The 26,847-nt window shown below is 54.6% G+C and carries 27 protein-coding genes and 1 pseudogene; 17 read left to right on the forward strand and 11 right to left on the reverse strand.

Annotation, left to right across the window (positions count from 1 at the left end):
* Position 1 precedes the first annotated feature (1 nt).
* Complete coding sequence (locus FHC49_RS13380; protein WP_220440016.1) at positions 2–1,333, reverse strand: SrfA family protein; 1,332 nt, start codon at positions 1,331–1,333, stop codon at positions 2–4.
* A gap of 257 nt (positions 1,334–1,590) precedes the next feature.
* Here FHC49_RS13380 and FHC49_RS13385 point away from each other — a divergent pair, with 257 nt between their 5' ends.
* The gene (locus tag FHC49_RS13385) at positions 1,591–3,198 is read left to right on the forward strand and encodes an ABC transporter substrate-binding protein (protein ID WP_220440017.1); all 1,608 of its coding nucleotides are present in this window, start codon (positions 1,591–1,593) and stop codon (positions 3,196–3,198) included.
* Between the two features lie 9 nt (positions 3,199–3,207).
* Positions 3,208–3,441, forward strand: a complete 234-nt coding sequence (locus tag FHC49_RS13390) for a DUF2526 family protein (RefSeq protein ID WP_185666226.1) — start codon at positions 3,208–3,210, stop codon at positions 3,439–3,441.
* A 101-nt stretch (positions 3,442–3,542) separates the two neighbouring features.
* Here the strand turns inward: FHC49_RS13390 and FHC49_RS13395 are convergent, their stop codons facing one another.
* Both FHC49_RS13395 and FHC49_RS13400 read right to left on the reverse strand, forming a co-directional pair.
* Positions 3,543–3,992, reverse strand: coding sequence for a DMT family transporter (locus FHC49_RS13395; RefSeq protein WP_220440018.1), 450 nt, complete (start codon positions 3,990–3,992; stop codon positions 3,543–3,545).
* Entirely contained in the window at positions 3,989–4,507 is a 519-nt protein-coding gene (locus FHC49_RS13400; RefSeq protein ID WP_220440019.1) for a GNAT family N-acetyltransferase, read from the reverse strand. Before FHC49_RS13400 ends, FHC49_RS13395 begins: the two co-directional genes overlap by 4 nt.
* 40 nt (positions 4,508–4,547) lie before the next feature.
* On the opposite strand from FHC49_RS13400, the gene FHC49_RS13405 reads away from it, so the two are divergent.
* Together FHC49_RS13405 and FHC49_RS13410 are read left to right on the forward strand one after the other, a co-directional pair.
* The gene (locus FHC49_RS13405) at positions 4,548–5,120 is read left to right on the forward strand and encodes an XRE family transcriptional regulator (protein ID WP_220440020.1); all 573 of its coding nucleotides are present in this window, start codon (positions 4,548–4,550) and stop codon (positions 5,118–5,120) included.
* A gap of 171 nt (positions 5,121–5,291) precedes the next feature.
* Positions 5,292–5,951, forward strand: a pseudogene (locus FHC49_RS13410) (GntR family transcriptional regulator).
* 50 nt (positions 5,952–6,001) lie between these two features.
* Here the strand turns inward: FHC49_RS13410 and pqqU are convergent.
* The gene (pqqU, locus tag FHC49_RS13415) at positions 6,002–8,113 is read right to left on the reverse strand and encodes a TonB-dependent receptor PqqU (protein WP_220440021.1); all 2,112 of its coding nucleotides are present in this window, start codon (positions 8,111–8,113) and stop codon (positions 6,002–6,004) included.
* Between the two features lie 257 nt (positions 8,114–8,370).
* Between pqqU and FHC49_RS13420 the strand changes: the two genes are divergently transcribed.
* Positions 8,371–9,435, forward strand: coding sequence for a YncE family protein (locus FHC49_RS13420; RefSeq protein WP_185666232.1), 1,065 nt, complete (start codon positions 8,371–8,373; stop codon positions 9,433–9,435).
* Between the two features lie 144 nt (positions 9,436–9,579).
* Positions 9,580–9,801 carry a YgdI/YgdR family lipoprotein gene (locus tag FHC49_RS13425; RefSeq protein ID WP_185666233.1) on the forward strand — a complete coding sequence of 74 codons (222 nt, stop codon included), beginning with the start codon at positions 9,580–9,582 and terminating at the stop codon, positions 9,799–9,801.
* Positions 9,802–9,813: 12 nt separating this feature from the next.
* Here the strand turns inward: FHC49_RS13425 and feaR are convergent, their stop codons facing one another.
* The gene (feaR, locus tag FHC49_RS13430; protein WP_220440022.1) at positions 9,814–10,722 is read right to left on the reverse strand and encodes a transcriptional regulator FeaR; all 909 of its coding nucleotides are present in this window, start codon (positions 10,720–10,722) and stop codon (positions 9,814–9,816) included.
* A gap of 233 nt (positions 10,723–10,955) precedes the next feature.
* Here feaR and FHC49_RS13435 point away from each other — a divergent pair, with 233 nt between their 5' ends.
* A complete protein-coding gene (locus tag FHC49_RS13435) occupies positions 10,956–12,455 on the forward strand; it encodes an aldehyde dehydrogenase family protein (protein WP_220440023.1) in 1,500 nt (499 codons plus the stop codon).
* A gap of 245 nt (positions 12,456–12,700) precedes the next feature.
* Entirely contained in the window at positions 12,701–13,111 is a 411-nt protein-coding gene (locus FHC49_RS13440) for an ASCH domain-containing protein (RefSeq protein ID WP_185666236.1), read from the forward strand.
* A 208-nt stretch (positions 13,112–13,319) separates the two neighbouring features.
* Here the strand turns inward: FHC49_RS13440 and FHC49_RS13445 are convergent, their stop codons facing one another.
* The gene (locus FHC49_RS13445) at positions 13,320–13,637 is read right to left on the reverse strand and encodes a YebG family protein (RefSeq protein WP_220440024.1); all 318 of its coding nucleotides are present in this window, start codon (positions 13,635–13,637) and stop codon (positions 13,320–13,322) included.
* Between the two features lie 210 nt (positions 13,638–13,847).
* Between FHC49_RS13445 and FHC49_RS13450 the strand changes: the two genes are divergently transcribed.
* Positions 13,848–14,741 carry a dihydrodipicolinate synthase family protein gene (locus FHC49_RS13450; RefSeq protein ID WP_220440025.1) on the forward strand — a complete coding sequence of 298 codons (894 nt, stop codon included), beginning with the start codon at positions 13,848–13,850 and terminating at the stop codon, positions 14,739–14,741.
* A 168-nt stretch (positions 14,742–14,909) separates the two neighbouring features.
* Entirely contained in the window at positions 14,910–15,290 is a 381-nt protein-coding gene (locus FHC49_RS13455; protein ID WP_220440026.1) for a hypothetical protein, read from the forward strand.
* Positions 15,291–15,426: 136 nt separating this feature from the next.
* Here the strand turns inward: FHC49_RS13455 and FHC49_RS13460 are convergent, their stop codons facing one another.
* Entirely contained in the window at positions 15,427–16,326 is a 900-nt protein-coding gene (locus FHC49_RS13460) for an alpha/beta hydrolase (protein WP_220440027.1), read from the reverse strand.
* Between the two features lie 269 nt (positions 16,327–16,595).
* Here FHC49_RS13460 and FHC49_RS13465 point away from each other — a divergent pair, with 269 nt between their 5' ends.
* Positions 16,596–16,841: a hypothetical protein gene (locus FHC49_RS13465; protein ID WP_220440028.1), complete on the forward strand. Its 246-nt coding sequence runs from the start codon at positions 16,596–16,598 to the stop codon at positions 16,839–16,841.
* 18 nt (positions 16,842–16,859) lie between these two features.
* Positions 16,860–17,570, forward strand: coding sequence for a YnfC family lipoprotein (locus tag FHC49_RS13470; RefSeq protein WP_220440029.1), 711 nt, complete (start codon positions 16,860–16,862; stop codon positions 17,568–17,570).
* A gap of 148 nt (positions 17,571–17,718) precedes the next feature.
* On the opposite strand, the gene FHC49_RS13475 is transcribed toward FHC49_RS13470, so the two are convergent.
* Genes FHC49_RS13475 through FHC49_RS13490 form a run of 4 tightly spaced genes read right to left on the reverse strand, consistent with a single transcriptional unit; the run spans position 17,719 to position 21,730 of the window.
* The gene (locus FHC49_RS13475; protein ID WP_220440030.1) at positions 17,719–18,450 is read right to left on the reverse strand and encodes a class II aldolase and adducin N-terminal domain-containing protein; all 732 of its coding nucleotides are present in this window, start codon (positions 18,448–18,450) and stop codon (positions 17,719–17,721) included.
* 5 nt (positions 18,451–18,455) lie between these two features.
* Positions 18,456–19,286 (reverse strand): ABC transporter substrate-binding protein, encoded by an 831-nt coding sequence (locus FHC49_RS13480; RefSeq protein WP_185666246.1) that lies wholly within the window; start codon positions 19,284–19,286, stop codon positions 18,456–18,458.
* Positions 19,287–19,310: 24 nt separating this feature from the next.
* Positions 19,311–20,183: a phytanoyl-CoA dioxygenase family protein gene (locus FHC49_RS13485; protein ID WP_220440031.1), complete on the reverse strand. Its 873-nt coding sequence runs from the start codon at positions 20,181–20,183 to the stop codon at positions 19,311–19,313.
* A 26-nt stretch (positions 20,184–20,209) separates the two neighbouring features.
* Entirely contained in the window at positions 20,210–21,730 is a 1,521-nt protein-coding gene (locus FHC49_RS13490) for an amino acid ABC transporter permease/ATP-binding protein (protein WP_220440032.1), read from the reverse strand.
* A gap of 486 nt (positions 21,731–22,216) precedes the next feature.
* Here FHC49_RS13490 and FHC49_RS13495 point away from each other — a divergent pair, with 486 nt between their 5' ends.
* From FHC49_RS13495 to argE, 5 genes are all read left to right on the forward strand, one after another.
* The gene (locus tag FHC49_RS13495) at positions 22,217–23,131 is read left to right on the forward strand and encodes a LysR substrate-binding domain-containing protein (RefSeq protein ID WP_220440033.1); all 915 of its coding nucleotides are present in this window, start codon (positions 22,217–22,219) and stop codon (positions 23,129–23,131) included.
* A gap of 168 nt (positions 23,132–23,299) precedes the next feature.
* Complete coding sequence (locus tag FHC49_RS13500) at positions 23,300–24,556, forward strand: NAD(P)/FAD-dependent oxidoreductase (RefSeq protein WP_220440034.1); 1,257 nt, start codon at positions 23,300–23,302, stop codon at positions 24,554–24,556.
* Between the two features lie 26 nt (positions 24,557–24,582).
* Positions 24,583–25,014 carry a RidA family protein gene (locus FHC49_RS13505; protein ID WP_185666251.1) on the forward strand — a complete coding sequence of 144 codons (432 nt, stop codon included), beginning with the start codon at positions 24,583–24,585 and terminating at the stop codon, positions 25,012–25,014.
* Positions 25,014–25,688: a DUF1028 domain-containing protein gene (locus tag FHC49_RS13510; RefSeq protein ID WP_220440035.1), complete on the forward strand. Its 675-nt coding sequence runs from the start codon at positions 25,014–25,016 to the stop codon at positions 25,686–25,688. Before FHC49_RS13505 ends, FHC49_RS13510 begins: the two co-directional genes overlap by 1 nt.
* Positions 25,681–26,826: an acetylornithine deacetylase gene (argE, locus tag FHC49_RS13515; protein WP_220440091.1), complete on the forward strand. Its 1,146-nt coding sequence runs from the start codon at positions 25,681–25,683 to the stop codon at positions 26,824–26,826. The genes FHC49_RS13510 and argE overlap by 8 nt, the downstream gene beginning before the upstream one ends.
* Positions 26,827–26,847 lie beyond the last annotated feature (21 nt).

Here is a 26,847-nt window from a genome sequence, read left to right on the forward strand (position 1 = left end):
ATTAGGCTCCCGTCTTTTTAAAGGTCAACGGCACAACAGTCTTAGCATCAAACCGTGCGGTACAGACGGCAACGTTGCTGTTGCCAGGCTTGCAGCTGATTTCCGGCAGCGGGTAGCGCGCGCCGTCGCTGCACTGCGCGTTGCCGCGGCTTTTGATCATCAGCTCGCCGTTCTGGTGCAGGCCGGAGAACACCGCCGCTTTGCAGACGATACTGCCTTCACGCACCACGCGGGCGGTGCCTTTGTTGTTCTGAATCTGATAACGCAGGCTCGGCGCTTTGCCGCTATGGGCATCGCTGACGTCCATTTGAACGCGCCAGGTGCCGTTGAGGAAACGGGTCGTTCCGGCACGGAGCTGGTCGGCGTCCATCACCATCGCATCTTTTGGGATCACGGCGATTACCACCGGTTTTTCTTCTGGCTCAACAACGGGTTCAACCTTCACGCTCGCCTGGTGCAGCGGCAGGTCGCTAATCAGTACCGGCATTGCCGGGCCTTTGAGGACAACGGGCGCAGGTGCGGGTGCGGCCTGCGTAACGGGTTCGGATTCGGCCTGAGTGCTCGGGATCATTAACGGTACGGCAATGGCCACGGCGGCTACTGCGGCAGCCAGCGGCAGGCCCCAGACCCAGCGTGGACGACGCGTTTTTGGCACGACGGCAGCCGCAACAGGCGCAGGCGCCTGCGGTGGCTCTTCAGGTTCTTCCACCGGCAATGAATAGGCGTTAATCAGCGGTTCGTTGGCGGAGATAAGTGGAGCATCGGCTTCGCTAAAGGTGACGATGGCCGGCTCCGGCTCTTCCACTTCAGGCACTTCGTCAATGACCGGCTCTTCTTCTATTATCTCCGGTTCAACGTAACGCAGGCAGTCGAGGGCATCTTCCCGCGCACCTTCGTTGAGGTTTACAAAGCCCCAGAAGCTGATAACCGGCTTGCCATCGACCAAAAAAAGGTGATTTTCGCCGGGGAACTGCAGGGATTTTTCCAGCAGCGCGCCGAACAGTTGCTGCGCGGTTTTCTCGGATTGCAGGCACTTCTTACTGAGCGCGCGGGCGCTCTCCTGCAGGCCTTCTAAATAATGTAGCGCGCGGGTGCGCTGGGTTTCGTCGGCCGCTTTCCAGCCGATAATCTCGCCATCGACCGGGGAGTACCAGTCAACGCGATCGCCTTCATCATTCAGCTGCGGTATCGCCAGACAATCGGCCAGCGCCAGCTGTTTGCGTAAACGCAGGGTTTCGCGCACTTGAAGCGCAGAATGAAATACGGTTTGCCCGCCGCCGCCTACGGCCTGGAAATCATCAAGACTTCCACTGCGTAAAAGAGTTTTTGCCACGTTCCTGTCCCATAGACTTCTTCACGTCATTACTTTACGCAAAGCAAAATGCAACAAACGGCGAAAGAGAGGGGTAAATTGGGTAATTCTCGCGGCATTGAATGGCTGGACTTAAGTGAAATCACCAGGCAGGCGATGAAGAAACCAGCAATAAACGGTTATTCAGCATAACCTGAGACAAATTGGTTATTTGCCAGTTATCTGCCCCTGTGCTGTTATTAAGCGGTCCATATAATAAAATCGAAAGGCTTATAACCATGATCACAGGGAACACTACAGGGAAAACGCTCCTCGCGCTGGCTTTCAGCGCGCTGCTACCGGCCGGCGCGATGGCGGCAAATACCGACACGCTGGTTTACTGCTCCGAAGCATCGCCAGAATCCTTTAACCCGCAGATTGCCAGCTCCGGCCCATCGTTTGTGGCCAGCTCTCAGGTGCTCTATAACCGCCTGATCAACTTTGATCCGGTGAAAAATACCCCGGTTCCTTCCCTGGCAACGGCCTGGACCATCTCTCCGGACGGCCTGACTTATACCTTTACGCTGCGCCAGGGCGTGAAGTTCAACAGCAACAAATTCTTCAAACCGACGCGCGATTTCAATGCCGATGACGTGATTTTCTCGGTGATGCGTCAGAAAGATGTCAATCACCCGTACCATAAGGTGTCGCAGGGCAACTATGAGTACTTCAGCGATGTTGGCCTCGATAAACTGATCAAAGAAGTGAAGAAGATTGATGATAACCACGTACAGTTTGTGCTGAGCGAACCGAACGCCGCGTTCCTCGCCGATTGGGGAATGGATTTTGCCTCGATTCTCTCGGCGGAATATGCCGATCAGATGATGAAAAAAGGCACCCCGGAGAACGTAGACAACTGGCCAATTGGTACCGGCCCGTATGTGCTGCAACAGTACAAAGTGGACTCGCAGATTCGTTATCTGGCGAACCCGAACTACTGGGATGGCGAGGTACCGACCAAACATCTGATCTTCGCTATCACCCCGAACGTGGAAACGCGTCTGGCGAAGCTGCAAACCAACGAATGCCAGATTATCCCGGCACCGTCGCCGGTTCAGTTTGATGTTATTAAAGGCAACAAAGATCTGACGCTGCATTCCGTTGACGCGCTGAACGTCGGCTATCTGGCGTTTAATACCGAGAAAAAACCGTTTGATAACGTGCTGGTGCGTCAGGCGTTGAACTACGCTACCGACAAACAGGCTATCGTTAACGCGGTGTTTATGGGCTCTGGCACCGTGGCGAAATCACCGATTCCGCCGAACATGATGGGCTATAACAAAGATCTTAAAGACTACAGCTACGATCCAGAAAAAGCGAAAGCGCTGCTGAAGCAGGCTGGGCTGGAGAAGGGCGCGGAAGTGACCCTGTGGTCAATGCCAGTGCAGCGTCCGTATAACCCGAACTCGCGCCGTATTGCTGAAATGATCCAGAACGACTGGGCCAAAGTGGGCATTAAAGCGAAGATTGTCAGCTATGAGTGGGGGGAATATCTCACCGGTATTCGTAAAGGCGAACACGACAGTGCGCTGTATGGCTGGATGTCAGACAACGGCGATCCGGATAACTTTGCCAACACGCTGCTCGGCTGCGACAGCATTAAAACCGGCTCTAACGCCGCGCGCTGGTGCAATAAAGAGTATGATGGGCTGGTGAAAAAAGCCCTGGTGGTGAGCGACCCGACGAAGCGTGCCGCGCTCTACGGTCAGGCGCAGGAGATTTTCTATCAACAGGCGCCGTGGATTGCCCTGGCGAACGGCAAAACCTTCTACGCCACGCGTAGCAACATCACCGGCTATAGCGTTAGCCTGATGGGCAGCGATTTCTCGAAAGTGAAAATTAATTAAGGAGTGAATATGTCACATCTGGATGAGGTCATCGCGCGCGTGGACGCCGCGGTGCAAGAGAACGTGATTACGCATATGAATGAGTTGCTGGTGGTGTTAAGCGATGACGCCGAGCTGAGTCGTGAAGATCGTTTCACCCAGCAGCAGCGCCTGCGTGTGGCAATTTCTCATCATGGCCAGCATCTGCGTGAGCAGGAAGAGGCGCGTAAAGAGCAGCTCACTTCCGGTGGGACTATTCTTTAAGTCAGGCATGGTTCCCGGCGGCGCTTCGCTTGGCCGGGCTACGTTTGTTCACGACATTCTGTAGCCCGGCCGAGCAACGCGACGCCGGGGAAATCGCTGCATCAAAACTGACGCTTTGCCACCAGCCACGCGCCCACAATCAACATCACCGCACCGCAAATCGGCCCAACCAGCGCCCGCCAGGGCACGCCGTGGCTTCTCACCACGTCCATCACTAGCCCGCCGATAAGCTGACTGGCGACCAGCACCGCAATGGTCGTCGCTGCCCCCACGTACTGATAGCCGCTGATGCTGGCAAACACAAAGAACGACCCGAGCAGGCCGGGGATCAGCGTCCACCATTTGATGGTCGCCACCAGTTCACTCACGCCCGCAAGCCCATGCTTAATCAGCAGAATACTGACAAACAACACGATACCCACCAGCGAGTTCAGCAGCATCGCCACCAGAATGGTGGAGGCTGACTGGGTTATGCGCACCATCAGCGTGTTCTGAATAACCAGACCGATGCCGGCGGCTATCAGGAACGTCAGCGTGAGGGATTGATTCATGCCTGTCCGTCCGGATCTCGACGGTTATCAAGCTGTAGCTGCATAAAGGTAAGATCCAGCCAGCGTCCAAACTTGGTGCCAACCTGCGGCATCTGCCCGGTAGTGACAAAACCGTGCTTCTCGTGCAGATGCAGCGACGCGTGGTTCTGTGCTTCAATACCGGCCACCATTACGTGCTTACCACGACGACGGGCCTCTTCAATCAGCGCACCGAGAAGGATATTGCCGAGCCCTTTGCCCTGATGTTCCGGATGGACGTAGACCGAGTGCTCGACGGTGTGGCGGAAACCATCAAAGTTGCGCCAGTCACCGTAGGAGGCGTAGCCGGTCACGGTACCGTTTTCTTCGCTCACCAGCACCGGGAAATGCCCCAACTGGCGCGCTTCAAACCACGCGATGCGGTTGTCGGTATCGACAGTTTTGTCATTCCAGATAGCGGCGGTGTGGACCACAGCATGGTTGTAGATTGCCGCAATGGCGGCGCAGTCTTCTTTTGTTGCAAAACGAATAGGCATGGAGTTGCACCCTGAGTGTTGTTCACTATATTATTACGATATGAATACTATTGAAGACAACTTAAATCAACGGATCGGTGCAAGAATTCGCATTGAGCGTGAGTCGCGCAGCTGGTCACTGAGCGAGCTGGCCGAACGTGCGGGCGTCTCCCGGGCGATGATCCACAAAATTGAACGCGGCGAAAGCAGCCCGACGGCGGCACTGCTGGCGCGGCTTTCTGGTGCCTTTGGTATCAGCATGTCGACGCTGATCGCCCGTGCGGAGATGCAGGAAGGTAAACTGCTGCGCTTTGCTGACCAGCCGGTCTGGCACGACCCGCAGACTCACTACCTGCGTCGGCACGTTTCGCCGCGGGGTGAACTGCCGGTCGATCTGGTACAAATTGAACTGCCAACAGGCAGCGACATTCCGATGCCTGCCTCGGCCTATGCGATGGCGCGCCAACTGCTATGGGTACAGGACGGTGAATTGCTGTTTATGGAAGGCGACATCGCGCACCGTATGCAAACCGGCGACTGCCTCGAACTCGGGCCACCGAACGATTGCCGCTTTATTAACGACAGCGGCAAACCCTGTACTTATCTGGTGGTCAGGCTCAACGTGCCGCTCTAATCCAGGCCGGGAGCGGCCTGAGCGGGGTGTTTGGCGATGATTCATCTTCTATTAATTATGCTGAAAACTACTTCGCAAAAAATATATATCGTATTTCCTGCGCAAAAAATAAAACGCCAGCTATTAATTATAAATAGTCTGGGTAAATAAAAGCGCGGAGTTATAATAAATATGCTGGATTTTGCTAAAGCACAACGTATCAGTTTGACGCAGCAAATTGAGAATAATATCAAGAATGCGCTGGTTGTCGGCGCGTTAAAACCTGGCGCACGGCTCGTCACGCGTGAAATTGCCGTGAACCAGGGGATCAGTATTACGCCGGTGCGAGAAGCGCTGCTGCGACTGGTCTCCTCAGGCGCGCTGCAGGCGGCGCCTGCACAGGCCTTTATGGTGCCGGTGCTGACAAATTCAGGCTATCTTAAAATTAATCAGATTCGTAAAAACCTCGAAGGAATGGCGACTGCCGCTGCGGCAATCAATATAACCACAGAAAGAATGGGTGAATTAAACCGCCTCTCTGACGCTTTCCATGAGGCTAAAGCAGCAGGGGATGTTACCCTCATGCTGCAAACCAATTATCAATTTCGCTTTAAGATTTACGACTATGCGGAAATGCCAACATTGGTGACGATGATTGAACAATTATGGGTGCGAGCGGGGCCGAGTCTTCATTATTTATATTTAAATTGAGTAGAACCGTTTCAGCATCAAAATGTGTATGCATCATTACTGAATGCGCTGGAAAAAAGAGACTCCTCGGCGAGTTATTCGGCGATATCACAAATTATTGATGAATCAACCTCCTTCTTAAAACAGCAGTATCGCCATTAACGTCCTTTCGAGAAATACGTTTCCGGGGTGTCCCGGAAACGTTTCGCTTATTACTCAAAACGCCATGCGACATTCACGCCGACGCCGTAATTACGGCCCGGTGCCGGTTCGTAGTAGCGTTTGTTGGTTTCATTAACGATAACCGAGCCAACATACTCGCGATCGAACAGGTTATCCACGCGCCCGAAAACGTCCAGCGTCCAGTTACTGAGATTGAACTTGTAGCCGGTATTCAAGCCCACCACGGTCCATGACGGCGCGCGGGCAGTGTTGGCATCGTTCGCCATAATATCGCCCATGTAATGCACGTCGGCCCCCGCGTACCAACCGCTTTCTGGCTCATAGCCCAGCGAGGCGAAGCCCATATTGCGTGCGATACCCGGAATACGGTTGCCGTTACAACTGCCGTCACCACAGACGTCGGTGCGGTAGGTGGCGTTAAGCCAGGTCCACGCGGCTTTGGCGCGCCAGTTTTCGGCGAACTGCTGATCGATAGCCAGTTCGGCACCCTGACGGCGGGTTTTACCGGCATTTTTATAGCTGGCACGGCTGTCGATGTTGCTGTCGGTCACGATCTCATTGGTGGTATTGGTCTGGAACAGCGCGGCGCTGAGCAGGCCGTTGCCAATCCGCGTTTTGCTGCCGATCTCATAGGTCTCGTTGGTGGAGGGTTTGAGATCCAGATTCAGTCCGTTGGTCATGGTGGAACGGTAGGAGAGTTCGCTGATGGTGGGGGTTTCAAAGCCGCGACCCACGCTGGCATACACGTTCCATGCATCGGTAATCGCGTACTTTAACGATCCCGCAGGCAGCCATTCGTGGTAGCTGGTATCACCGCTGCTGTCGCCGTTTTTGGCGGTGACGTAGTGGTCGTTGGAGTCAAACCACACGGAGCTATAGCGTACGCCTGCATCCAGCGTCAGCTTCTCGGTCAGCTGCCACTGGGTTTGCAGGTACGGGTCGAGGTTCCACATCAGATTGCGCTCGTTACGGCGTAAATTACCTTTCTCGCCATACTCTGTCGTGGTGCCGTTCATGATGTAGTTTTCGTAGCCCCGACGCTTCTCATTCATGTTTTCGTAGTTCAAACCGGTGGTGAAGGTCACCGGGATAAACAGCTCACCGCGGTGCGTCCAGCGGGTATCGATGCCCTGATAGTGGCGGTCGAGGTCGATTACGCCGCCGGAATGAGCCGGGTTCAGCTGTGCCACTGCGGGAATTGACTGATATTGCGTGGTCTGACGCTCTCCGGCGTACATCATCACGCTCAGGTCATCCTGCTCGCTGAGCTGGCGTTCATAACGCAGGCCCGCCTGAGTCTGCTTCACGGTTTTACGCGTATTGTACTGATCGCCGCGCGGCGACTGCTGGCGGTCGGCTTCCATTTCGCTCTTGGTCAACCCGCCGGGATCGTTAGCGTTAATATCGACAGTATTAAACAGCAGCGTCAGCTTGCTGACATCGTTAATTCGCACGCCGAGCTTAGCGTTGGCGAGATTCTTGCGCGCCGCGCTATGGTCGCGATAGCCGTGAGTGGTGAATCGATTCGTCGATACCGTGTAATCGACATCACCCGCCTGGGTGCCGTCGCCCACCGCACCGCTGGCCTTCATACCGTAGTGCCAGGTGCCGTAGCTGCCGTAATAGCTGTTGGCTTCAATCGTGGTGGGTTGCTTCCCGGTCAGGGTAGTGACGTTAACCACGCCGCCGGAGGCGTTGCCGTAGAGGGCGGAGAAGGGGCCACGCAGCACATCGACGTGATCCACGCTACCGATATCAATATTCGAGGTTTGCCCCTGGCCGTCGGGCATGGTGGCCGGAATACCGTCAACATACAGGCGGATGCCGCGCACGCCAAAGGTCGAGCGGGAGCCAAAACCGCGAATAGAGAGCTGGAGATCCTGCGCGTAGTTCTGACGGTTTTGCACCTGCAAACCCGGCACGGCGCCCAGCGATTCAGAAAGGTTAACCTGCGGCGCGGCGTGACGTATATCTTCGCCATCGACCACGCTCACGGCGGCGGGGGTATCCAGTTCGGAGACCGCCTGCGGTGCGGCGGTAACGATTAACGTTTGTTCATCATTGGCCCAGGAAAAAGGAGAAAAAACAAGCGGCAACAGCAGCGCTGGCAGCGTTACTGAGCGTACGGTTATGATTTTCATGAAAAACTCGCAAAATGTACCAAATGGAACAGACCCGAATAGGTTAATACTTTTGTAAATATATTGAAAACTTTAGCAGCATAAATCGTTAATTTCAGGTGATGAAATAGCAACTATTTGGTTGCTGAGCGTAATAAAAGCTCCACATTACATAAATTAATGATTACTATTCGCATCTACAAAACGTAGCGCTACGACGCTACGGAGCCAGAAGCGATGTGCAGCAGAAATAACTACGTTCATCAAAGGGAGTCGTCATGCCATTACGTCAATTGTCCGCGCCGCGTCTGCGCCGTTCTCTGTTACTGAGTGCTTTCCTGCTGGCGGGGAGCTTTAGCGCGCATGCTGCAGATGAAATGCTGCGTAAAGCGGTCGGGAAAGGGGCATATGAAATGGCCTACAGCCAGCAGGAAAACGCGCTGTGGCTGGCCACCTCACAAAGCCGTAAAACCGATAAGGGCGGTATTGTTTATCGTCTCGACCCGGTTACTCTGGAAGTGACGCAGGTTATCCATAACGATCTCAAACCGTTTGGTGCAACGCTGAATAACCAGACTCAGACCCTGTGGTTTGGTAACACCATCAACGGTGCCGTGACTGCGATTGACGCTAAAACCGGCGATGTGAAAGGCCGTCTGGTGCTGGATGGCCGTGAGCGCAGCGAAACGGTTAAGCCACTGCAGCCGCGTGAATTGGCGGTAGATGAGAAAACCAATACCGTCTATATCACCGGTATTGGCAAAGACGGCAGCTCCGTTTGGGTTGTCGACGGCGACAAGCTGACGCTGAAAACCACCATCACCGGTACCGGCACGTTCGGCACAGGCCTGGCGGTCGATGCGGATAAACAGCGCCTGTACGTGACCAACGGTGACGGCGAACTGGTCACCATCGATACCGCGAGCAACAAAATTCTGACCCGTCAGAAACTGCAGGACGATGGCAAAGAGCACTTCTATATCAACATCAGCCTGGATAAAGCCGGTCAGCGTGCCTTTATCACCGACTCCAAACAGCCGGAACTGCTGGTGGTAAACCTGAAAGATGGCAAAGTGCTGTCGAAGGTCGATACCCAGGAAGGGCTGGCAGTGCTGTTTAACCCGGTTCGTAACGAAGTTTACGTGACCCAGCGTAAAGCGGGCACCGTGACGGTGATTGATGCGAAAGACTATAAAGTCACCAAAACCATCAAAACCCCAACCTTCCCAAATAGCCTGATGCTCTCCGCTGATGGTAAAACGCTGTACGTTAGCGTGAAGCAGGAATCTACCCGTCAGAAAGAGGCCACCGCGCCTGATGATGTGATTCGTATCGCGCTGTAAGCGACACGCCGGGAGGTCAGCCGACCTCCCGGAAATCATCACGTTATCTTCTGTTACATCCCGTCGATACCCCGTTTCTCTGTATCAGGCATACAATACGCCGACTTAACCCTGCCGCTGGCGGGGACAATGAACGGAGAGAAGATGAAAAAGCCTTTATATTTCCTGTGCGCAGGGGCAATGCTGCTGGCGCTGACGGGCTGTACCACTAATTACGTGATGACCACCAAAAGCGGCCAGACGATTGTCACGCAGGGGAAACCGCAACTTGATAAAGAGACCGGCATGACCAGCTACACCGATCAGGACGGCAACGCACGTGAAATTAACAGCAGCGATGTGTCACAGTTGGTGGAAGATAATTGATCTGATTTTCGTTTAGCGACCACGCTTGCGGTATTCGCCCGGCGAAACACCGAACCGCTGCTTGAAGGCGGTGGAGAAGTGGCTGTGGTCGCTGAACCCCCAGCGATAGCCGATTCCGGCCAGCTTTTCGTCGTCTGGCGCGCTCTGTAGCGCCTTCGCGCAGAGATCCAGACGGCGGTTTTTGATGTACTGCGCCACCACCAGGCCCTTATCGGCAAACAGCCGGTACAGGCTTCTTACCGACATGCCGGTTTCATCGGCAAGCCACTCCGGGCGCAGATGCTCTTCCTGAATGGCATCGTCAATCAGCGCCATAATCTTCTGAAACTGCTTTTCGCGCCGGGACGGGGCAACCTCCTGCTGATGCAGCATCGGGCGCAGCAGGCACACCATGGCATCCAGCGCCGCTTCGCTCTCGCTTGCGGAAAGCTGAGGGCTGCTCATGCTCTCATGCAGCAGACGCTGGCTAAGCTGAACCATCGGCAAGGATTTATCAAGACGGGTGGCGACGCTTATTCCGCTGCCGCGGAGCTGGCTTTCCAACAGCTGGCGGGGCAGCAACAGCGAGACCTGACGAGAGGTTTGCTGCCAGAGAATAGAGCAGGGGCGTGAGGCATCGATCAGCGTCATATCGCCGGTTTCCAGCCTTACCTGACGATCGTCCTGCTCAATATTGGCCTGACCCGCAAGCTGAAACACGGTGTAGAACCAGGCATCGTTACCGCTGCGGATCTCCTGGCGGGTGCGGAACAGATTGACGTTGCGAGTGGTCACGGTGCTGAGCTTGAGGCTGCCCGCATAGCTGGTGTCTATCTCACCATGAAAGTCGCCATCCAACGGCCGCGCGGCGAAATGACCGCACACCTGATTGATTTTCGCCAGCCACGCCTGATATGTCTCACCGCCATTTACCGCTGCCATACGCCATCTCTGCAATGAAAATGTTTTTGCATTGTTGCATTTATGTTGCCTTTAACAAGGGTTGGCAGGGGAATATATGAAAGAACTATTACCTGTTGCACATTTCTGCCAGAGCAATCTGTTTAATTGCGGTCTCTGTCACAGCCGCACAAGCGAATGTCACAGAGACAAAAGCGCGATCTCCAGACCCGCCGTAGACTGAAATGACTAACCGCGAAGAATAAGGAGACGATATGTCCTCATCACAGGTAGCACTGCTCCCGAGCGTGCAGCAGTTTTTAGACCGTCAGCATGGCCTGTTTATTGATGGCGCGCAGCAGGCGGCGCAGAGTGAAAAACGTCTCACCGTCTGGGACCCGGCGACGGGCAAGGCGATTGCTTCTACCGCGGACGCCAACGCGGCTGACGTCGACCGTGCGGTGATGTCAGCCTGGCGCGCGTTTGTCTCCCGCAGCTGGGCCGGGCGTACGCCTGCCGAGCGCGAACGTATTCTGCTGCGCTTTGCTGACCTCGTTGAGCAGAACGGCGAAGAACTGGCTCAGCTGGAAACGCTGGAGCAGGGTAAATCAATCAACATTTCCCGTGCCTTCGAAGTGGGCTGCACCCTGAACTGGATGCGCTATACCGCCGGGCTGACCACTAAAATCAGTGGCCGCACGCTGGATGTCTCCATTCCGTTCCCGCAGGGCGCGCGCTATCAGGCATGGACCAAAAAAGAGCCGGTCGGCGTTGTCGCGGGTATCGTACCGTGGAACTTCCCGCTGATGATCGGTATGTGGAAGGTGATGCCAGCGCTGGCGTCGGGCTGTTCTATCGTCATCAAACCGTCGGAAACCACGCCGCTGACGCTGCTGCGCGTGGCTGAATTAGCCATCGAAGCGGGCGTACCGGAAGGCGTATTCAACGTGGTGACCGGCAGCGGCGCCGAGTGCGGCGCGGCGTTAACCTCGCACCCACATGTGGCGAAGGTGAGCTTCACCGGCTCCACCGCGACCGGTAAACAGATCGCCCGCGTGGCCGCCGACAGACTTACCCGCGTGACGCTGGAGCTGGGCGGTAAAAACCCGGCTATCGTGCTGAAAGACGCCGACCCGGCCTGGGTTATCGAAGGGCTGATGACCGGCAGCTTCCTCAACCAGGGGCAAGTGTGCGCGGCCAGTTCACGTATCTATATTGAAGCGCCGCTGTTCGACACGCTGGTCAGCGGCTTCGAACAGGCGGTGAAATCGCTACAGGTGGGACCAGGGATGCTGGAGACCACCCAGATTAACCCGGTGGTTTCCCAGGCGCACTGCGCCAAAGTAGCCGCTTATCTCGATGACGCCCGTAAGCAGAACGCTGAGCTGATTACCGGCAACGTTGGCCCAGATGCGCAGGGCTTCTACATTCCGCCAACGCTGGTTATCAACCCGGACGCTAACCTGCGCTTAACCCGCGAAGAGGTGTTTGGCCCGGTGGTGAACCTGGTGCGCGTCGCCGACGGCGAAGAGGCGCTGCGCCTCGCCAACGACAGCGACTTCGGCCTGACCGCCAGCGTCTGGACTCGCGACCTGACGCAAGCGCTGAACTACACCGACCGCCTGCAGGCCGGTACGGTATGGGTCAACAGCCACACGCTGATTGACGCCAACCTGCCGTTCGGCGGCATGAAGCAGTCGGGCACCGGGCGTGATTTCGGACCGGACTGGTTGAATGACTGGTGTGAAACGAAGTCAGTCTGCGCACGTTATTAATCTGCCCAACCGTTCCCTCTCCCCCGTGGGGAGAGGGATAGGGTGAGGGGGCAAGCACATAGACAAAAAACTGCACCTCCAATCAAAAACTATCTACCACAGCGCCAACCCCGGCGTCGCTCCGCTCGGCCGGGCTACAAAAGCAGACGTTACCCCTCTCTCAAATTAGTAGCTATTATCCACACATGTTCGATAAATTGCTGCTGAGCAGTTTCTTAACCATTAACGACTGAGCAGGGCTTGTAATGGGCGCGATTGATCAATTGATGATGAGGTATCCGGGTGCCAACGCCTGGCAAATGGGAGATAGCCCGGAACTGGCCAACGAGCTTGCCGCGCTTATTAAACAAGGGCTGAAAACGGCCTCATGCGGCTCTTTATCTTCTTACCAGCAGGAAGTCTCAGCTCCCTTGATAGGGAGCTACAACATCATTCTTGATGGTCAGAATGTACCGGTATGCGTGACCCGGCTTATTTCAATGCGGCTAGTGCGCTTTTGCGATGTAACGGCCGAGTTTGCGCGAAAAGAAGGTGAAGGCGATCTGAGCCTTGAATACTGGCAAAGGGAACATCAGCGATTTTTTACCCGCGAAGGTTATTTTTCGCATGATATGGAGCTTATCGCTGAGGAGTTTGAGGTTGTTGAAGTTCTGTAACTGGTCGATATTTCCGAAATCGTAACCGGAGCATGATTCCAGTTAGAGCGTCTGCTATAGGCTGACAACGACGGAATTTTGCGCCGTTCAGGCATAAGCGAAGATCCCGTAGGCCTGATAAGGGAAGCGCCATCAGGCAATGCTCTTTCCATCGCGCCAACCCCGGCGTCGCTCTGCTCGGCCGGGCTACGATGCGGCATGCGGGTATTTAAGCGACTTTAACCGCTTTGATTTTTTTACTGCCAGCGGTATCTGACTCGGGTTCATCGGTTTCAACAGGGGCACCGAGCTCAGGCAGTTTGCTGGTGCGCAAAATATGCTGCACCGCCACTTTCTGCTCGGCGAGATACATCCCAAGATCCTCCGCCTGTGTTTCATCCATTGACGTTCCGCTTTGCAGCAGCAAGTCAGTGAACGCTTCTGCCATGTCGAGCAGTTTGTCGTAAGCGTCAGCCTCTTTCTTACTGGCAAATGTCATTTTCTCTTCACCTTTTCTTACGACAACAAATTTTATTTCAACGGCCATTATTTGCCCCTTGCACTGTGATTATATCCAGTGTATCAGTTCTGTGTTTGTGTTGCAGGGAAAATGTGCATCTCATACCCTTAAATATCCTCGTACCGACAAAAATGAAGGCGGTAAGAGGCGCAAAACCATTAAAACTATTCATTTGTTAATCCCGGTATCGCACTCTAGTCTGAGCAGACAATAATTATTTCCGCCGAGAAAACCAACATGTTCAAGGGGCTGTGCGCATTTCCTCTGACACCTCTCACCGAGGGTGAGATTGAAGAAAAATCCTTTATTTCATTAATTGAAAATCTGGTTGCTGCTGGTGTGGACGCTATTGGTGCTCTGGGTTCTACCGGAAGCTATGCCTACCTTACCCGTGAGCAACGATATCAGGCCACTAAACTAGCCGTCAGCACTGCCGCAAATATTCCGGTGATCACGAGCATTGGGCATGTCCGTTTTGAAGAGGTTGTACGCTTAGCGGAAGACGCGCAGAAAGCAGGGGTCAGCGGTGTATTACTCGCGCCGTTGTCTTATCAACCGCTCAGCACCGATGAAGTCTTTCGCTTTTATGAACGGATTACCGCTGAGCTATCGGTTCCCCTCTGTATCTATGACAACCCGGCGACGACCAAATTTGAATTTACTGATGAGCTGCTAATAGCCCTGTCAGCACTGAACCAGGTTGGTTCAATAAAACTCAGCGAGATCCCTGATAACCGGGAACTGGCGTTACAACGCATCGACAATCTAAAGACACGAGTAGCTAAAGGCGTCACGATTGGCATCAGTGGCGACGCCCAATCCGCTAATGGGCTAATGTGGGGTTGTGATGTCTGGTATTCCGTCATAGGGGGCATGTTCCCACATTATTCGCTGGCTCTGACGCAGGCCGCGTTATCCCAGGATGAGCGCAAAACGCACAAGCTCAACAGTGACCTTAATCCTCTGTGGGCATTTTATCACCGCCACGGAAGTTTACGCGTTATTGCCACCGTTGCTGAAATCATGGGAGTGGTTGCATCTCCCTGCCTGCCATTTCCGCTTCAAACGCTAACCGGTGAGGAAAGGGCATCGTTGGTGCAGACGCTGAAACAATTAGACTTCCTGTTATAAACCGTTCTTTACAGGGGACGGTTGTCGGTTTCGTCTATGGCAACGTCTCCTTTGATCGAAATAGGCAAATACCGTGACCACGGTAGAAAGAGATGGCAAAAGCAGGTGCGGATGTATACTAGATCAATCCATATATAATTCGCAGGAAAAGGCTGAACGTCAGAAATCATGGGAAGACTACCTAAGACATTACTCATATCGTTTTTATACACGGCGATAGCCATTGTTCTTGATGCCATTGCTATCTTCTACTTTAAGCTGAACGCCCCGATTACCGTTATCGTCACCACGTTTTTAGTTCTATCCATTTTGTCATTTGAGTATGTCGATGCAACAAGGCGATCAGAAAGAAACTTCGCCGAAAGACGTAAAGCAGAGGCTCAGGGTTTTGCGTTTTCGCTTATTTGGGATGCGCTTGATAGTGACGCCAAACAACGTTTTTACCAGTTAACCAAAGAAGATGGTGAATCCAGCGAACTTAGCACCAAATACCAGCGATTGCAGAACGACGTTCGGTATTGGGAAAAAGAGATAGATCGCCTGCGTTAAGCAAATTCAGCATGGCTTCGCTCATTTGCGTTGGTCTCTTTTTATCCTGCTCAATCAGCATAGGGATTACCGACGCAAAGATGACAACCTATATTGCGAAACCGCCACGCTGCAAGTATTGCCGATGAACGACGGGTTAATTTCTACTGGCGTGACCGCTTAGATGCTGATGAATTTCTTCACTGGCATCAAAAATAGAGTCCAGGTGTTTACTGCGCGCAATCATCCTGGTGCGTAAATTCGGGTTACCGCATCCTTCGACAAACTCTGACATCTGGCCTGCATCAAATAACTCATCCTTTTCGGCAATCAGAACCGTGACAGGGAGTGGCAATGCGGCAATTTGTTTTGCGGGCTGACGCGGTGTTAACGCATTTGCCATATTTACGCTGTAGCGCTGAACAAATTCAGGCCTTAATAACATCACCTCTTTGGGGAAATTAAGCGTAACGGCGAAACGGTCGCCACACAGTAATCCGCCGCTGAGTGCATTGAGTATGAAAGGCCACTGACTTACCGCCGCGAAGGGAATCGACGTGCTGTTGCGAATATTGGCTGGCGCAAAAGGCCCAAATTCAGGCGCCAGTAAAATCAGGCTGTCACTTTTTTGCGATGGGGCGTAGCGCGTAAAATAATTGATCAGCATTCCCCCTCCGCTTGAATGCCCCAGTAGATGAACCCTGGCCCGCGGGAACTTTTTGTGCACATGTTCAAGCACCGTGTCGACATCCCGCCAGACCTGCTGCGGATGCGCAACGCGCCCTTTATGACCCAACGATCGTCCGTGCCCACGGATATCGATAAGGCAGGTACACACCGACCCGCGATGGCTTATCTGGTGCGCAAGGATCTCGTAACCGGCAGCTGAATTGACGCCACCGCCGTGATAAACAAGCAGTACATCCTCGACGGCGCTTTCCGGTTCAAAGCAGCGAATAGTTAGTCCGGCTACCATATATTCAGCTACATTTTGAGTCAGTGGTAATAGCGTACTGAGTTGTTGATGACGATTGCTAAAGTTGATGAAATCAATCACGTCAAAATGTCCAGATGGATGAAAAATACGACGAAATGGGGCCCAAAAAGTCTTGCATGGGTAAGTCCTGTAAACTTGCCTGGAGAAATGCTATCTGGCTCTTATATGTCATATTAATCAATCCCGTTGCCGTGCTAACCTACTAGAAACCGGATTACAACTTTTGCAAGGAAGTCGCTAGAATAACGGTTCAAGAAACTGAGTAGTAATAAGCGATGCTATGTTTTTAACGATTCGACAATGATGTCTGTTTTCATAAGGTTATAAGCATGGATTACGAGCTGGTGGGACTATCGTGCGTTACCTATATCGCTTCGGTCTGGATGTTGCTACATGGCATCAGGGGAGCGCAGACCGGCGTGATTATTGAAGGCAGAAAAGGCTCCTCGGTGAAGGATTACTATTACCGAGGCGATATTGGCTTCTACGTTAATGTGTTTTTTTACATTGTGGGCGGTACTTTTACAGTCAGTTTCGCCACCTTTTTATTAATGAAGGGGTTGGGTCATTGGTGATCCACAAAGGAATGAATAATGAAAGCAAGGGCGATATTTAGTCTGTTTCTTTTCGCTGCATCATTTAATGCAGCCGCAATCACGCAATTTAAACCGGCGGTGTTAAATGCCGCGCTTTTGTTCGAGCATGATCCAACAACCGGGAACGTCAAACATAGCCTGCAGTGGATTCGAGACCTTAACGGTAAGCTTAGGGCGATGACAGACGTAAGCTATGACAGCAAGGGTTGCTTTACCCATATCAACATGGTCGATAAGGCAAACGTCCGTGTCTTTCATTTGATTAACAAAGAGGGGGAGCTTACCTCTTTTAACGGTCAGCGTATTACCGGAAAAGTTAACGACCGCTGCGAAATTACTGAGCTCGAGAATGAAGTCGGAAAATATACCCTCAGCTATAATGTGCGCGGGTTGCTTGAGACTATTGTGGATAAAGAGACGGGTGAAGTGGTAGAGCGATATGAATATGGCAATAGTCAATTGCCCGTTCGCATCCGGAACTACAAAGATAAAAGTGATAAGCGTATTTTTTACCCAACCGGAAGTGCGCAATTTGCTGATTCAGAGATCGTGTCGAAAAGTGGGGAATCCACCGTACGCGTGAAGCAGAGTTGTTCTTACACTGCTGATGGTAATGCGGATAAATGCTCGCTGATATCCTCTGCGAATGACGATTATCGCGGCACGATCCTCTTCTGGGTTTCCAGCCACGAAACGGAATACTTCTGATTGCAAAAAGGGAGGCCTGATAAGCGAAGCGCTATCAGGCATTTTTGAACTACCTGCGTGAATCCCGGCGGCGCTGCGCTTGGCCGGGTTACGATTATCGCTGGAATTTGCCGCCCGGTTTACTTCCCTTGTTCCCCGGGCCACCCCCTCATTCCAGCACCGTCCGATCCTCCTCAATCACCATCTCCTTCATCTCCTCAAAATGCCGCCTCGAAAAGTCCGCAATCTTCTCCCAATCCTGTGCCGTTTTCTCGGCGACCTCGTCGGAAAGCACCTTCAGCGGTTGCCCGGTTGACCACGCGGTGATCAGAATCTGGCAGGCGCGCTCCATCGTCCAGATATCATCAAACGCCTCGCCAATATTCGGTGCCGTCACCAGCACCCCGTGGTTGCCCATCAGCAGGCGGCGTTTATCCGTCAGCAGCCCCGCTAGTCGCGCGCCTTCTGCGGTGGTGTCCGCCATGCCGCCGTACAGCGTGTCGACGGCGACGCGGTTGAAATAGCGGGCAGTGTTCTGGTCAACGGGTAGGATCTGCGGCGTTGCCAGGCAGGCGAGGCTGGTGGTGTAGACCGGGTGCAGATGAAGCACCACTCGCACGTCCGGCAGGCGCTGGTGGATCTGCCCGTGGATCGCCCACGCGGTGGCGTCAACGTCCGGGCGCGCCGCACAGCTTTCATCATCGGCGTTCAGCAGCAGAAGGTCGCTGGCGCGAATGCGCGAGAAGTGTTTCCACTTTGGGTTCAGCAGAAACGTTTTTCCGTCGGGAGAGAGCGCCGCGCTGAAATGGTTAGCGACCGCCTCATGCATCCCAAGCTTGGCGATGATGCGAAAGGTCACTGCGAGATCGATACGGGTTTGCTCTTCGTGCGAGTAGCGCATAGACATTACTCCGCTTTTGGCATCAGGGTTTGCAGATCCTCGGCGCTCGGTGCCTGGAAATTGTATTTCTTCAGCAGCGCGGCGTATTCCGGCGTGGCGCTGAATTTCTTCAGCCCTTCCTCAAGCGCGGTTTTCACCTCGGTATTGCCTTTTTTCACGCCATAACCGTTCAGTACCGGGTAGATAAGCGTCTCGGAGGAGATGACCACGCGGTCGCCAAGCTTCTCAACCACCCCGCGGGCAACCGCCGCATCGGTGATCTGTGCTTCTACCGCACGGGAAAGCATCGCCTGAGTGGTTTGCGGGTCAGTGGTGTATTCGCTCAGCTGAATCGGCTTAAGGCCTTTTTTCACGCAATAGTCGACGGAGAGCTTCTGCAATTGTGCCAGCCAGGAAGTCGCGCCCATCGAGCCAATTTTATGGCCGCAGAACTCCTCCGGGGTTTTTGGCTGATAGTCACTGCCTTTCAGAGACAGGATCGCTTCGCCGCTTTTCAGGTACGGCACCATGTCGATAACCTTCAGACGCTCGGCGGTGATGTACATCGATGAGTTGGTGATATCGAAGCGGCCGCCCTGCAAGCCAGGTATCAGATTCGGGAAGCGGGTGTCGATATTGACCGCTTCACGGCCCATGGTTTTTGCCAGGCCTGCGAGAAACTCGATGTCGAACCCGGCTGGTTTGTTGTTCTCCATATACTCATACGGGAAAAAGGTCATGTCTGAGCCGGCGGTGAGCTTGCCGTCGTGCTGGAAAGCCAGCGCACTAAAGGATGTCAGCGCGCCAGCGGCGCAAAGGAGCAGGGCAACAGGGCGCAGTGCGGTAGAACGTGTCATAAAACCTCCAGGAAAATGAGCAAATTACATGCTGGCGCTGTCGGCACCGGCCTGTTGAACGAAGAAGGATGCGCCGCGCGGTTTCTGCGGCAGACGAAGCTGGTTTACGGTGCTGCGCACCAGGCCGCTCTCGGTTCCTGCGACCAGTTGCCCGGCGTGGGCGCTCGGCAGCGGGTTTTCACCAAACGGCAGCGCGTCTTCGGCGGCATAAACGCTGATGAACAACGTACGCGGCAGCGCGGTCTCGTTAGGGCTAGAGGCGTGCAGCAGGCGCGTGTGCATAAAGCAGACGGAGCCTGAAGGGCCAAAACAGGCCTGCGGTTGCTGGCAGTGGGTGTCGACCACATCGCTATCCACCGAACCGGTAAAACGTTCGTCCTGCCAGTGCGACCACAGCGGCCCTTTATGGCTGGCGGGCACTACGTTCAGCGGGCCGTTCTCTGGCGTCACGTCGCTCACCATCAGCAGCGCGGTGATGATGTCGTCGTTACTGTGCGGGGTGAACAGAAAATCCTGATGCCATTTCACCTGGGTGGCGGTGTGCGGCAGCTTGGAGTTGATTTTGCTGTGATGAAAACGGGTGCCGCTGCCGCCGATAAGCTGGGCGGCGATGGTTGCCATCCGCGAGTTAAGCGCCGCGTGCTGATAGGCGGCGGAGATCTCGGTCGGTGAGGTCACGCGGCGCAGAGAAGGGTGCTCTGGCGAATGATCCTGCTCGAGATCAAAGCGCGGGCGGCCGTCCTGCGTCTCGCCCCATACCGCATCATGGGCGCGACTCTCTTCTACCCAACCGTCAAAATCGGTCTGCAAGGCGGCGATTTCATCGCTGGAAAGCACCCCTTCGACAACCAGATAACCCTGCTGATGAAACTGCTCGATTTGCCATTGCGCGATCATAGTGGTTCCTCTTCAAGTACGAATGATTAAGCCAAAGAGACATCTTTCAGGAAGGCGTCGACGCGCGGATGCTGCCCGCTGCGCATGGCCTGCGGCGTGTCGTCGCAGACCACCCGGCCTTTTTCCATAAACACAATCCGGTCAGAGACTTTGAAGGCGAAGTTCATCTCGTGGGTAACGATGACCATGGTGATGCCTTCATGAGCCAGGGATTCAATCACCTGCAGTACTTCGTTGACTTTTTCCGGGTCGAGCGCCGAGGTCGGTTCATCAAATAGCATGATCTGTGGGCGCATCATCAGCGCACGGGCAATCGCCACGCGCTGTTGCTGGCCGCCAGAAAGCTGGTGCGGGTACTTCCACGCGTGTTCCAGCATGCCGACCTTATGCAGCAGCTCGCAGGCGTGCTGGCGTAGTTCGCCGTCACTCGCCAGACGGTGATAGCGCGGGGCGAGCAGCAGGTTGCCGAGCACAGTGAGATGCGGGAACAGGTTGAAGCTTTGGAATACCATGCCGATATTCAGGCGATGTTTAGCGTCTTCCATAAAGCGCGGCTTCTGCTGACCTTGACGCTCGAGGTGAATAAACGGCTGGCCGTTGATGCTGATTTCGCCGTTATCAATCTGCTCCAGGCCGTTCAGCAGGCGGATGAGCGTGGTTTTCCCGGAGCCGGATGGGCCAATGACCGAGACCACTTCACCTGGTTGGATCTTGAGACTCACCGCACCAAGCACTTCGACATTGTTATAGGCTTTGTGCAGCTTAGAGGCCTGCAACGCGGGCTCTTCAGCGGTGGCGATGCTACGCGCCATCGCCGGGCGGTGCGCGGTGGCCAGTTTCTGCATTTCCGCATCCACCTGGCGGGTGGTTTTACGTTGGGTGACATCGAGATATTTCTCCAGCCACTTGAGCAGGAAGTCGAACACGGTGACGATCAGGATGTAGTAGAAGGCAACCGCCGCCATCGTCTCCATCACGAGGAAGTTCTGTGAATAGAGGCGCTGACCGACCATCAGAATTTCAGTAAGCGAGATAACCGACACCAGCGAACTCAGTTTCACAATGGCGATGTATTCGTTGGCAAGCGCAGGCAGGGCAACGCGCAGGGCCTGGGGAATAATGACGCGCCACTGAATGCCGGCGTAACGTAAGCCCAGCGCCCGCGCGGCTTCGCTTTGCCCACGGGGAATAGAGAGCAGCCCGCCGCGGTGAATTTCCGCAATATAGGCGGCCTCGCTTAATACCATCGCGATTAGCCCGGCCCAGAACGGATCGTTAAGCAATGGCGCGACCGACGGCAGCGCCTGCGGCATGTTGTAGACAAAAATCAGCAGCACCAGCAGCGGCATACTGCGAAAGAGCCAGATATAAAGCCGGGCAGGTGCGCTTAGCCAGGCTCGCGGCGATTGTTTAGCCAGCGCCAGAATAAACCCCAGCACAATACTGCAGCCCCAGGTCAGCAGACTTAATTTAATGACGGTCCAGGTGGCCTGCCAAAAATCGACATCGCTAAGCAGGCTTAACATGTAGTTCCAGTTAAACGTCATAGGCTATTTACTCGCCATAATTAACAGAAATGGAAGCGACGTAATGGTGCATTAATCAGACGTCGCCGATATTCATCGTGCAATAACACTATGCTGGCAGGAGGTTGAACGAGGCAATTAGTAAATTTTTGGTCTTTAAGTTTAAAAAAACTATGCAACGGTATTAACGTTATGGAATGTAAAGTGATTATTACGATACTGAACTGAAACAATTAAAAAACAATTATTGAAAATGAATAACGCTATTTAAGGCGGGGAAGGTTATTTGCACGTTATAGGGGCAGGCATTGCGTGATAATAGTGCAGCATGGTTCGCTGTGGTGCAATAAGTCATTTGTGATGTTAAAAAAATAACCACAGATAAATATCAGAACTCCGTATCAGGGATAAATACCCCTTTTTGGTTAAGTGGCACGCCGATTGCAAAGTCATAGCAGGAAACTATTCCCGACAGACGATGAACAATATTTTATCAATGGTGACGCGATGAACCGATTTACACTCAAACAACTGAAGTATTTTGTGACGGTGGTGGAGACGGAAAGTATCGCCGAAGCCTCTCGTCAACTGCATATTGCACAGCCGTCAATTTCGATTGCGATAAAAAACCTGGAAAGCGCCTTCGACCAACAGTTGTTTATTCGCCACCATGCGCAAGGGGTGTCGCTCACCTCCAGCGGCCGCCGTATCTACGATAAAGCCAAAGACCTGCTGCGCCTGTCGTGGGAGTTTGAGCAGAATTCCCGGGCCGATAAAGAGCTGGTTTCCGGCATGATATCAGTGGGTTGTTTTGAGTCTGTAGCCCCGCTATATATGCCAAAACTGGTGGCTGGGTTTAAAAAACTGTACCCGGAAATAACCCTGCATTTATACGACGGCGAGCAGCATGAATTAATGCACGGCCTGCATCGCGGGCGCTTTGATTTAGCGCTGGTTTACGATCTCGAACTGGGGCATTCGATTAACAAAGAGCGCCTGAACGCGCCGCATAAACCCTATGCGCTATTGCCGGCCTCGCATCCGTTAGCGCAAAAATCGGCGGTGACGTTACAGGAATTAAGTCGTGAGCCAATGATCCTGCTGGATGCTGTCCCGAGTAAAAACTATTTTATCTCGATATTTAAAGAAAAAGGCTATCACCCGGAAGTGGCCTACAGTTCGCCGTCTATTGAAATGGTACGCTGTATGGTGGGGCAAGGATTAGGCTTTTCGGTACTGGTTACGCGTCCGTATTGCGATATGACCTACGATGGTGAAAGAGTGGTGCAGCGAGATATTGTCGATGAAATGCCCGCCTCAACATTAATTATGGCGCATCTGGCAAATAATGAACCAACTCGACCCACGCAGCTGTTTATGGATTACTGTCGCAGTATTGAATTAACCCCTTCTCGTGCTTGAAATAATGCCTGCATAATCTGCAGGCTTATTTTTAGTTTTTCCCTTAGCCTCATAAAATTCTATTCAGACGATCGTTTTATAATATTTTACGATTTCCTCACAGTTACATAACCTGAGTTCTGTCAATGCCGTCGACATCGTCGGCAACCGTGCTTGAAGGACAGAAAAATGACAGAACACATTACCGTAATCGATACCCTGGTCGTTGGCGCGGGGCAGGCGGGCGTCGCCATGAGCGAACATCTGACGACGCTTGATATTCCCCATCTGGTGCTGGAAAAACAGGGCATCGCCCAGGCGTGGCGCACGGGGCGCTGGGATTCGCTGGTCGCCAACGGCCCGGCCTGGCACGACCGCTTTCCCGGTATGATGTTCCCGGACTGCGACGCCGACGGCTTTGTCGCCAAAGAGCAGATTGCAGACTATTTCGCGGCCTACGCCCGCAGCTTTAACGCGCCGATCCGCACCGGCGTCGAGGTCTACAGCGCCGAACGTCTGAAGGGTCGACCGGGTTTCCGCGTAGAAACGTCTCAGGGGGTGATTGAAGCCCAGCGTATCGTCGCCGCCACCGGGCCGTTCCAGCGCCCGACAATCCCGGCGATTGCCCCGGTGACTGATGCCATCGATCAAATCCACTCCGCGCAGTATTACAACCCGCAGCAGCTTGCCGAGGGCGGCGTGCTGGTGGTTGGCGCAGGCTCTTCCGGCGTACAAATTGCCGATGAATTACAGCGCGCAGGTCGTAACGTGTGGCTCTCCGTCGGCGCGCACGACCGCCCACCGCGCCGCTATCGTGAGCGTGATTTCTGCTGGTGGCTTGGGGTGCTTGGGCTGTGGGATGCGGCGGCAAACCAGCCGGGTAAAGAGCACGTCACCATTGCGGTGAGCGGCGCGCGCGGTGGCCATACCGTGGATTTCCGTCAACTGGCTCATCAGGGCGTCACGCTGGTCGGGCAAACCCAATCGTTTGACGGCGCAACCACCACTTTCCAAAACGATCTGGCCGACAACATTCAGCGCGGCGACGACTCCTATCTGGCGCTGCTTGACGCGGCGGACGCTTATGTTGCCCGCAACGGTCTCTCTCTCCCTGAAGAACCTGCGGCTCGCGAGTTCCTGCCGGACCCGGCGTGCGTGACCGAACCGCTGTTAAGTCTTGATCTGATACAGGCCGGGATCACCACCATCATCTGGGCCACCGGCTACACCACCGATTACCGCTGGCTGAAGGTCAACGCCTTTAACGACGCGCAGCGCCCACAGCATCATCGCGGTGTCTCTAACGAGCCGGGCGTCTATTTTCTGGGCCTGCCGTGGCTATCGCGCCGCGGATCGACCTTTATCTGGGGCGTATGGCACGACGCGAAATACATCGCTGACCAGATTGCCATCCAGCGTCAGTATCAGCACTACCAGCCATCCTGAAAACCCGTGAATTGAGGAATGTAACGATGCCAACCCATACCCGTATCCGCATGTTTAACACCAAAGAGACCTACCCAAATCAGTCACTGAACAATGATTTATGCCAGGCGGTACGTGCGGGCAACACCGTGTATGTGCGCGGGCAGGTCGGTACCGATTTTGACGGCAATCTGATTGGCCTTGGCGACCCGCGCGCGCAGGCCGAGCAGGCGATGAAGAACGTGGCGCAGTTGCTCAAAGAAGCGGGCAGTGACCTGACGCATATCGTGAAAACCACCACCTATCTTATCGACCCGCGCTACCGCGAGCCGGTGTATCAGGAAGTGGGCAAGTGGCTGAAAGGCGTTTTCCCTATCTCGACCGGCGTGGTGGTCTCGGCGCTGGCGCAGCCACAGTGGCTGATGGAGATTGACGTGACGGCGGTGATCCCCGACGACTGGAACAGTGAGGTGGCGTAATGACGATTTCGATTGCTGCGCTGTGCCCGGAATCCGGACAGTTAGGTATTGCGATTAGCTCCTCGAGCATTGCCGTAGGCGCACGTTGCCCGTGGCTGCTGGCCGGTGTGGGGGCGGTTTCCAGCCAGAACATCACGCTGCCGTCGCTGGGGCCGCATATTCTCGGCGGACTGGAGGCGGGCAAGTCGGTCGAACAGGCGCTCAACCGCGCGCTGGCGGAGGATCGCTTCAGTGAATACCGCCAGGTAACGGTGATTGATGCCAGCGGTGAGATTGCCACTTTTAGCGGCGAACACACATTGGGGATTGGTGAAACGCTGGCCGGTGAGAACTGCGTGGCAGCGGGGAATATGCTGGCCGATCATGGCGTAATTGCCGCTATGGTTGAGGCCTTTGAAAACGCCACCGGGGAACTGGCGAGCCGACTGATTGCCGGGCTGCGTGCAGGTATCGCCGCAGGCGGTGAGGCCGGGCCGGTGCACTCTGCGGCGGTTAAAGTGGTGGAAGACTACGCGTGGCCGGTGGTCGACCTGCGTGTCGACTGGGCTGACGACGATCCGATCGCCGAACTGGAGCAGCTGTGGCTGGCCTATGAGCCGCAGATGGAAGCCTATATTACCCGTGCGCTGGACCCGCGCGATGCCCCGTCTTACGGCGTACCGGGCGATGAATAATACCGCGCGCGATATTCTCGCCGTACTGTTGGCCTTTGATACCACCAGTCGCGAGTCCAATCTGGCGTTGATTGACTGGATTGCCGATTTTCTGGCCGCGCGCGGCATTGTATCCCAGCGTTTTTATAATGAAGACGGGGAAAAAGCCAACCTCTACGCCCGCCTGGGCCCATCCGGGCCGGGTGGGGTGATGCTCTCCGGTCATACCGATGTGGTGCCAGTAGACGGGCAGAACTGGAACGTGCCGCCGTTTGCCTTAACCGAGCGAGATGGGCGCTACTACGGGCGCGGCAGCGCCGACATGAAAGGCTTTATTGCCTGCGTGCTGGCGTCGGTTGAGTCGTTCTGCGAAACGCCGCTGCGCATGCCACTGCATCTGGCGTTCTCTTACGACGAAGAGGTGGGCTGCCTCGGCGTGCGCAGCCTGGTGGCGTATCTCGAAGCCTCACCGGAAAAACCGGCGCTGTGCCTGGTTGGCGAACCGACGGAGATGCAGCCGGTCTACGGCCACAAAGGCAAACTGGCGATGCGCTGCTGCGTGGAGGGGCAGGCCTGCCATTCCGCCTATGCGCCGCAGGGCGTTAACGCCATCAACTATGCGGCGAAGCTGATTAACCGACTGGATGTGCTGGGTGAGACGCTGGCACACCATGAAGACCCACGCTTTTCACCTGCGTTCAGCACGCTACAGGTGGGGACGATTCACGGCGGCGCGGCGCTGAACATTGTGCCGCAGTCCTGCTGGTTTGATTTTGAGATTCGCTATCTGCCCGGCGTGAATCCCGAAACGGTCACTGCGTCGCTGGCGGAATATGCACAGCAGTTGCTGCCGCAGATGCGCGGGGTAGCGGAAAGCAGCGATATTCAGTTTCAGCCGTTAAGCCATTATCCTGGCCTGCTCAGCGACCCGCAGTCAGACTTCGCCCGCGGGCTGGCCCAGTGGTGCGGCAGCGATAATTTCTCGACCGTGGCGTTTGGCACCGAAGGCGGATTATTTGATGAGGTGGGCGTCGCCACGCTGATTTGCGGGCCGGGCAGTATGGCGCAAGGTCACAAGCCTGATGAGTACATCAGCATTGCGCAGATAGAACGCTGCATGCAGATGCTGGAGAACCTGTGCGCCTGGATGCGCGACTAACCGTAGTTTCCTCAACCGAAC

This window comes from Kluyvera sp. EC_51 (assembly GCF_019584505.1).
GTDB classification, from domain to species: Bacteria; Pseudomonadota; Gammaproteobacteria; order Enterobacterales; family Enterobacteriaceae; genus Kluyvera; species Kluyvera sichuanensis.

What these genes read in the sequence shown, in the direction of transcription:
- FHC49_RS13400 (WP_220440019.1), bottom strand. Translation starts at nt 4,507, where the DNA reads ATGCCTATTCGTTTTGCAACAAAAGAAGACTGCGCCGCCATTGCGGCA.
- FHC49_RS13500 (WP_220440034.1), top strand. Translation starts at nt 23,300, where the DNA reads ATGACAGAACACATTACCGTAATCGATACCCTGGTCGTTGGCGCGGGG.
- feaR (WP_220440022.1), bottom strand. Translation starts at nt 10,722, where the DNA reads ATGGCAGCGGTAAATGGCGGTGAGACATATCAGGCGTGGCTGGCGAAA.
- FHC49_RS13455 (WP_220440026.1), top strand. Translation starts at nt 14,910, where the DNA reads ATGGGAAGACTACCTAAGACATTACTCATATCGTTTTTATACACGGCG.
- FHC49_RS13450 (WP_220440025.1), top strand. Translation starts at nt 13,848, where the DNA reads ATGTTCAAGGGGCTGTGCGCATTTCCTCTGACACCTCTCACCGAGGGT.
- FHC49_RS13420 (WP_185666232.1), top strand. Translation starts at nt 8,371, where the DNA reads ATGCCATTACGTCAATTGTCCGCGCCGCGTCTGCGCCGTTCTCTGTTA.
- FHC49_RS13390 (WP_185666226.1), top strand. Translation starts at nt 3,208, where the DNA reads ATGTCACATCTGGATGAGGTCATCGCGCGCGTGGACGCCGCGGTGCAA.
- FHC49_RS13385 (WP_220440017.1), top strand. Translation starts at nt 1,591, where the DNA reads ATGATCACAGGGAACACTACAGGGAAAACGCTCCTCGCGCTGGCTTTC.
- FHC49_RS13465 (WP_220440028.1), top strand. Translation starts at nt 16,596, where the DNA reads ATGGATTACGAGCTGGTGGGACTATCGTGCGTTACCTATATCGCTTCG.
- FHC49_RS13405 (WP_220440020.1), top strand. Translation starts at nt 4,548, where the DNA reads ATGAATACTATTGAAGACAACTTAAATCAACGGATCGGTGCAAGAATT.
- FHC49_RS13435 (WP_220440023.1), top strand. Translation starts at nt 10,956, where the DNA reads ATGTCCTCATCACAGGTAGCACTGCTCCCGAGCGTGCAGCAGTTTTTA.
- FHC49_RS13505 (WP_185666251.1), top strand. Translation starts at nt 24,583, where the DNA reads ATGCCAACCCATACCCGTATCCGCATGTTTAACACCAAAGAGACCTAC.
- FHC49_RS13495 (WP_220440033.1), top strand. Translation starts at nt 22,217, where the DNA reads ATGAACCGATTTACACTCAAACAACTGAAGTATTTTGTGACGGTGGTG.
- argE (WP_220440091.1), top strand. Translation starts at nt 25,681, where the DNA reads ATGAATAATACCGCGCGCGATATTCTCGCCGTACTGTTGGCCTTTGAT.
- FHC49_RS13470 (WP_220440029.1), top strand. Translation starts at nt 16,860, where the DNA reads ATGAAAGCAAGGGCGATATTTAGTCTGTTTCTTTTCGCTGCATCATTT.
- pqqU (WP_220440021.1), bottom strand. Translation starts at nt 8,113, where the DNA reads ATGAAAATCATAACCGTACGCTCAGTAACGCTGCCAGCGCTGCTGTTG.
- FHC49_RS13475 (WP_220440030.1), bottom strand. Translation starts at nt 18,450, where the DNA reads ATGCGCTACTCGCACGAAGAGCAAACCCGTATCGATCTCGCAGTGACC.
- FHC49_RS13425 (WP_185666233.1), top strand. Translation starts at nt 9,580, where the DNA reads ATGAAAAAGCCTTTATATTTCCTGTGCGCAGGGGCAATGCTGCTGGCG.
- FHC49_RS13480 (WP_185666246.1), bottom strand. Translation starts at nt 19,286, where the DNA reads ATGACACGTTCTACCGCACTGCGCCCTGTTGCCCTGCTCCTTTGCGCC.
- FHC49_RS13490 (WP_220440032.1), bottom strand. Translation starts at nt 21,730, where the DNA reads ATGACGTTTAACTGGAACTACATGTTAAGCCTGCTTAGCGATGTCGAT.
- FHC49_RS13510 (WP_220440035.1), top strand. Translation starts at nt 25,014, where the DNA reads ATGACGATTTCGATTGCTGCGCTGTGCCCGGAATCCGGACAGTTAGGT.
- FHC49_RS13395 (WP_220440018.1), bottom strand. Translation starts at nt 3,992, where the DNA reads ATGAATCAATCCCTCACGCTGACGTTCCTGATAGCCGCCGGCATCGGT.
- FHC49_RS13440 (WP_185666236.1), top strand. Translation starts at nt 12,701, where the DNA reads ATGGGCGCGATTGATCAATTGATGATGAGGTATCCGGGTGCCAACGCC.
- FHC49_RS13445 (WP_220440024.1), bottom strand. Translation starts at nt 13,637, where the DNA reads ATGGCCGTTGAAATAAAATTTGTTGTCGTAAGAAAAGGTGAAGAGAAA.
- FHC49_RS13485 (WP_220440031.1), bottom strand. Translation starts at nt 20,183, where the DNA reads ATGATCGCGCAATGGCAAATCGAGCAGTTTCATCAGCAGGGTTATCTG.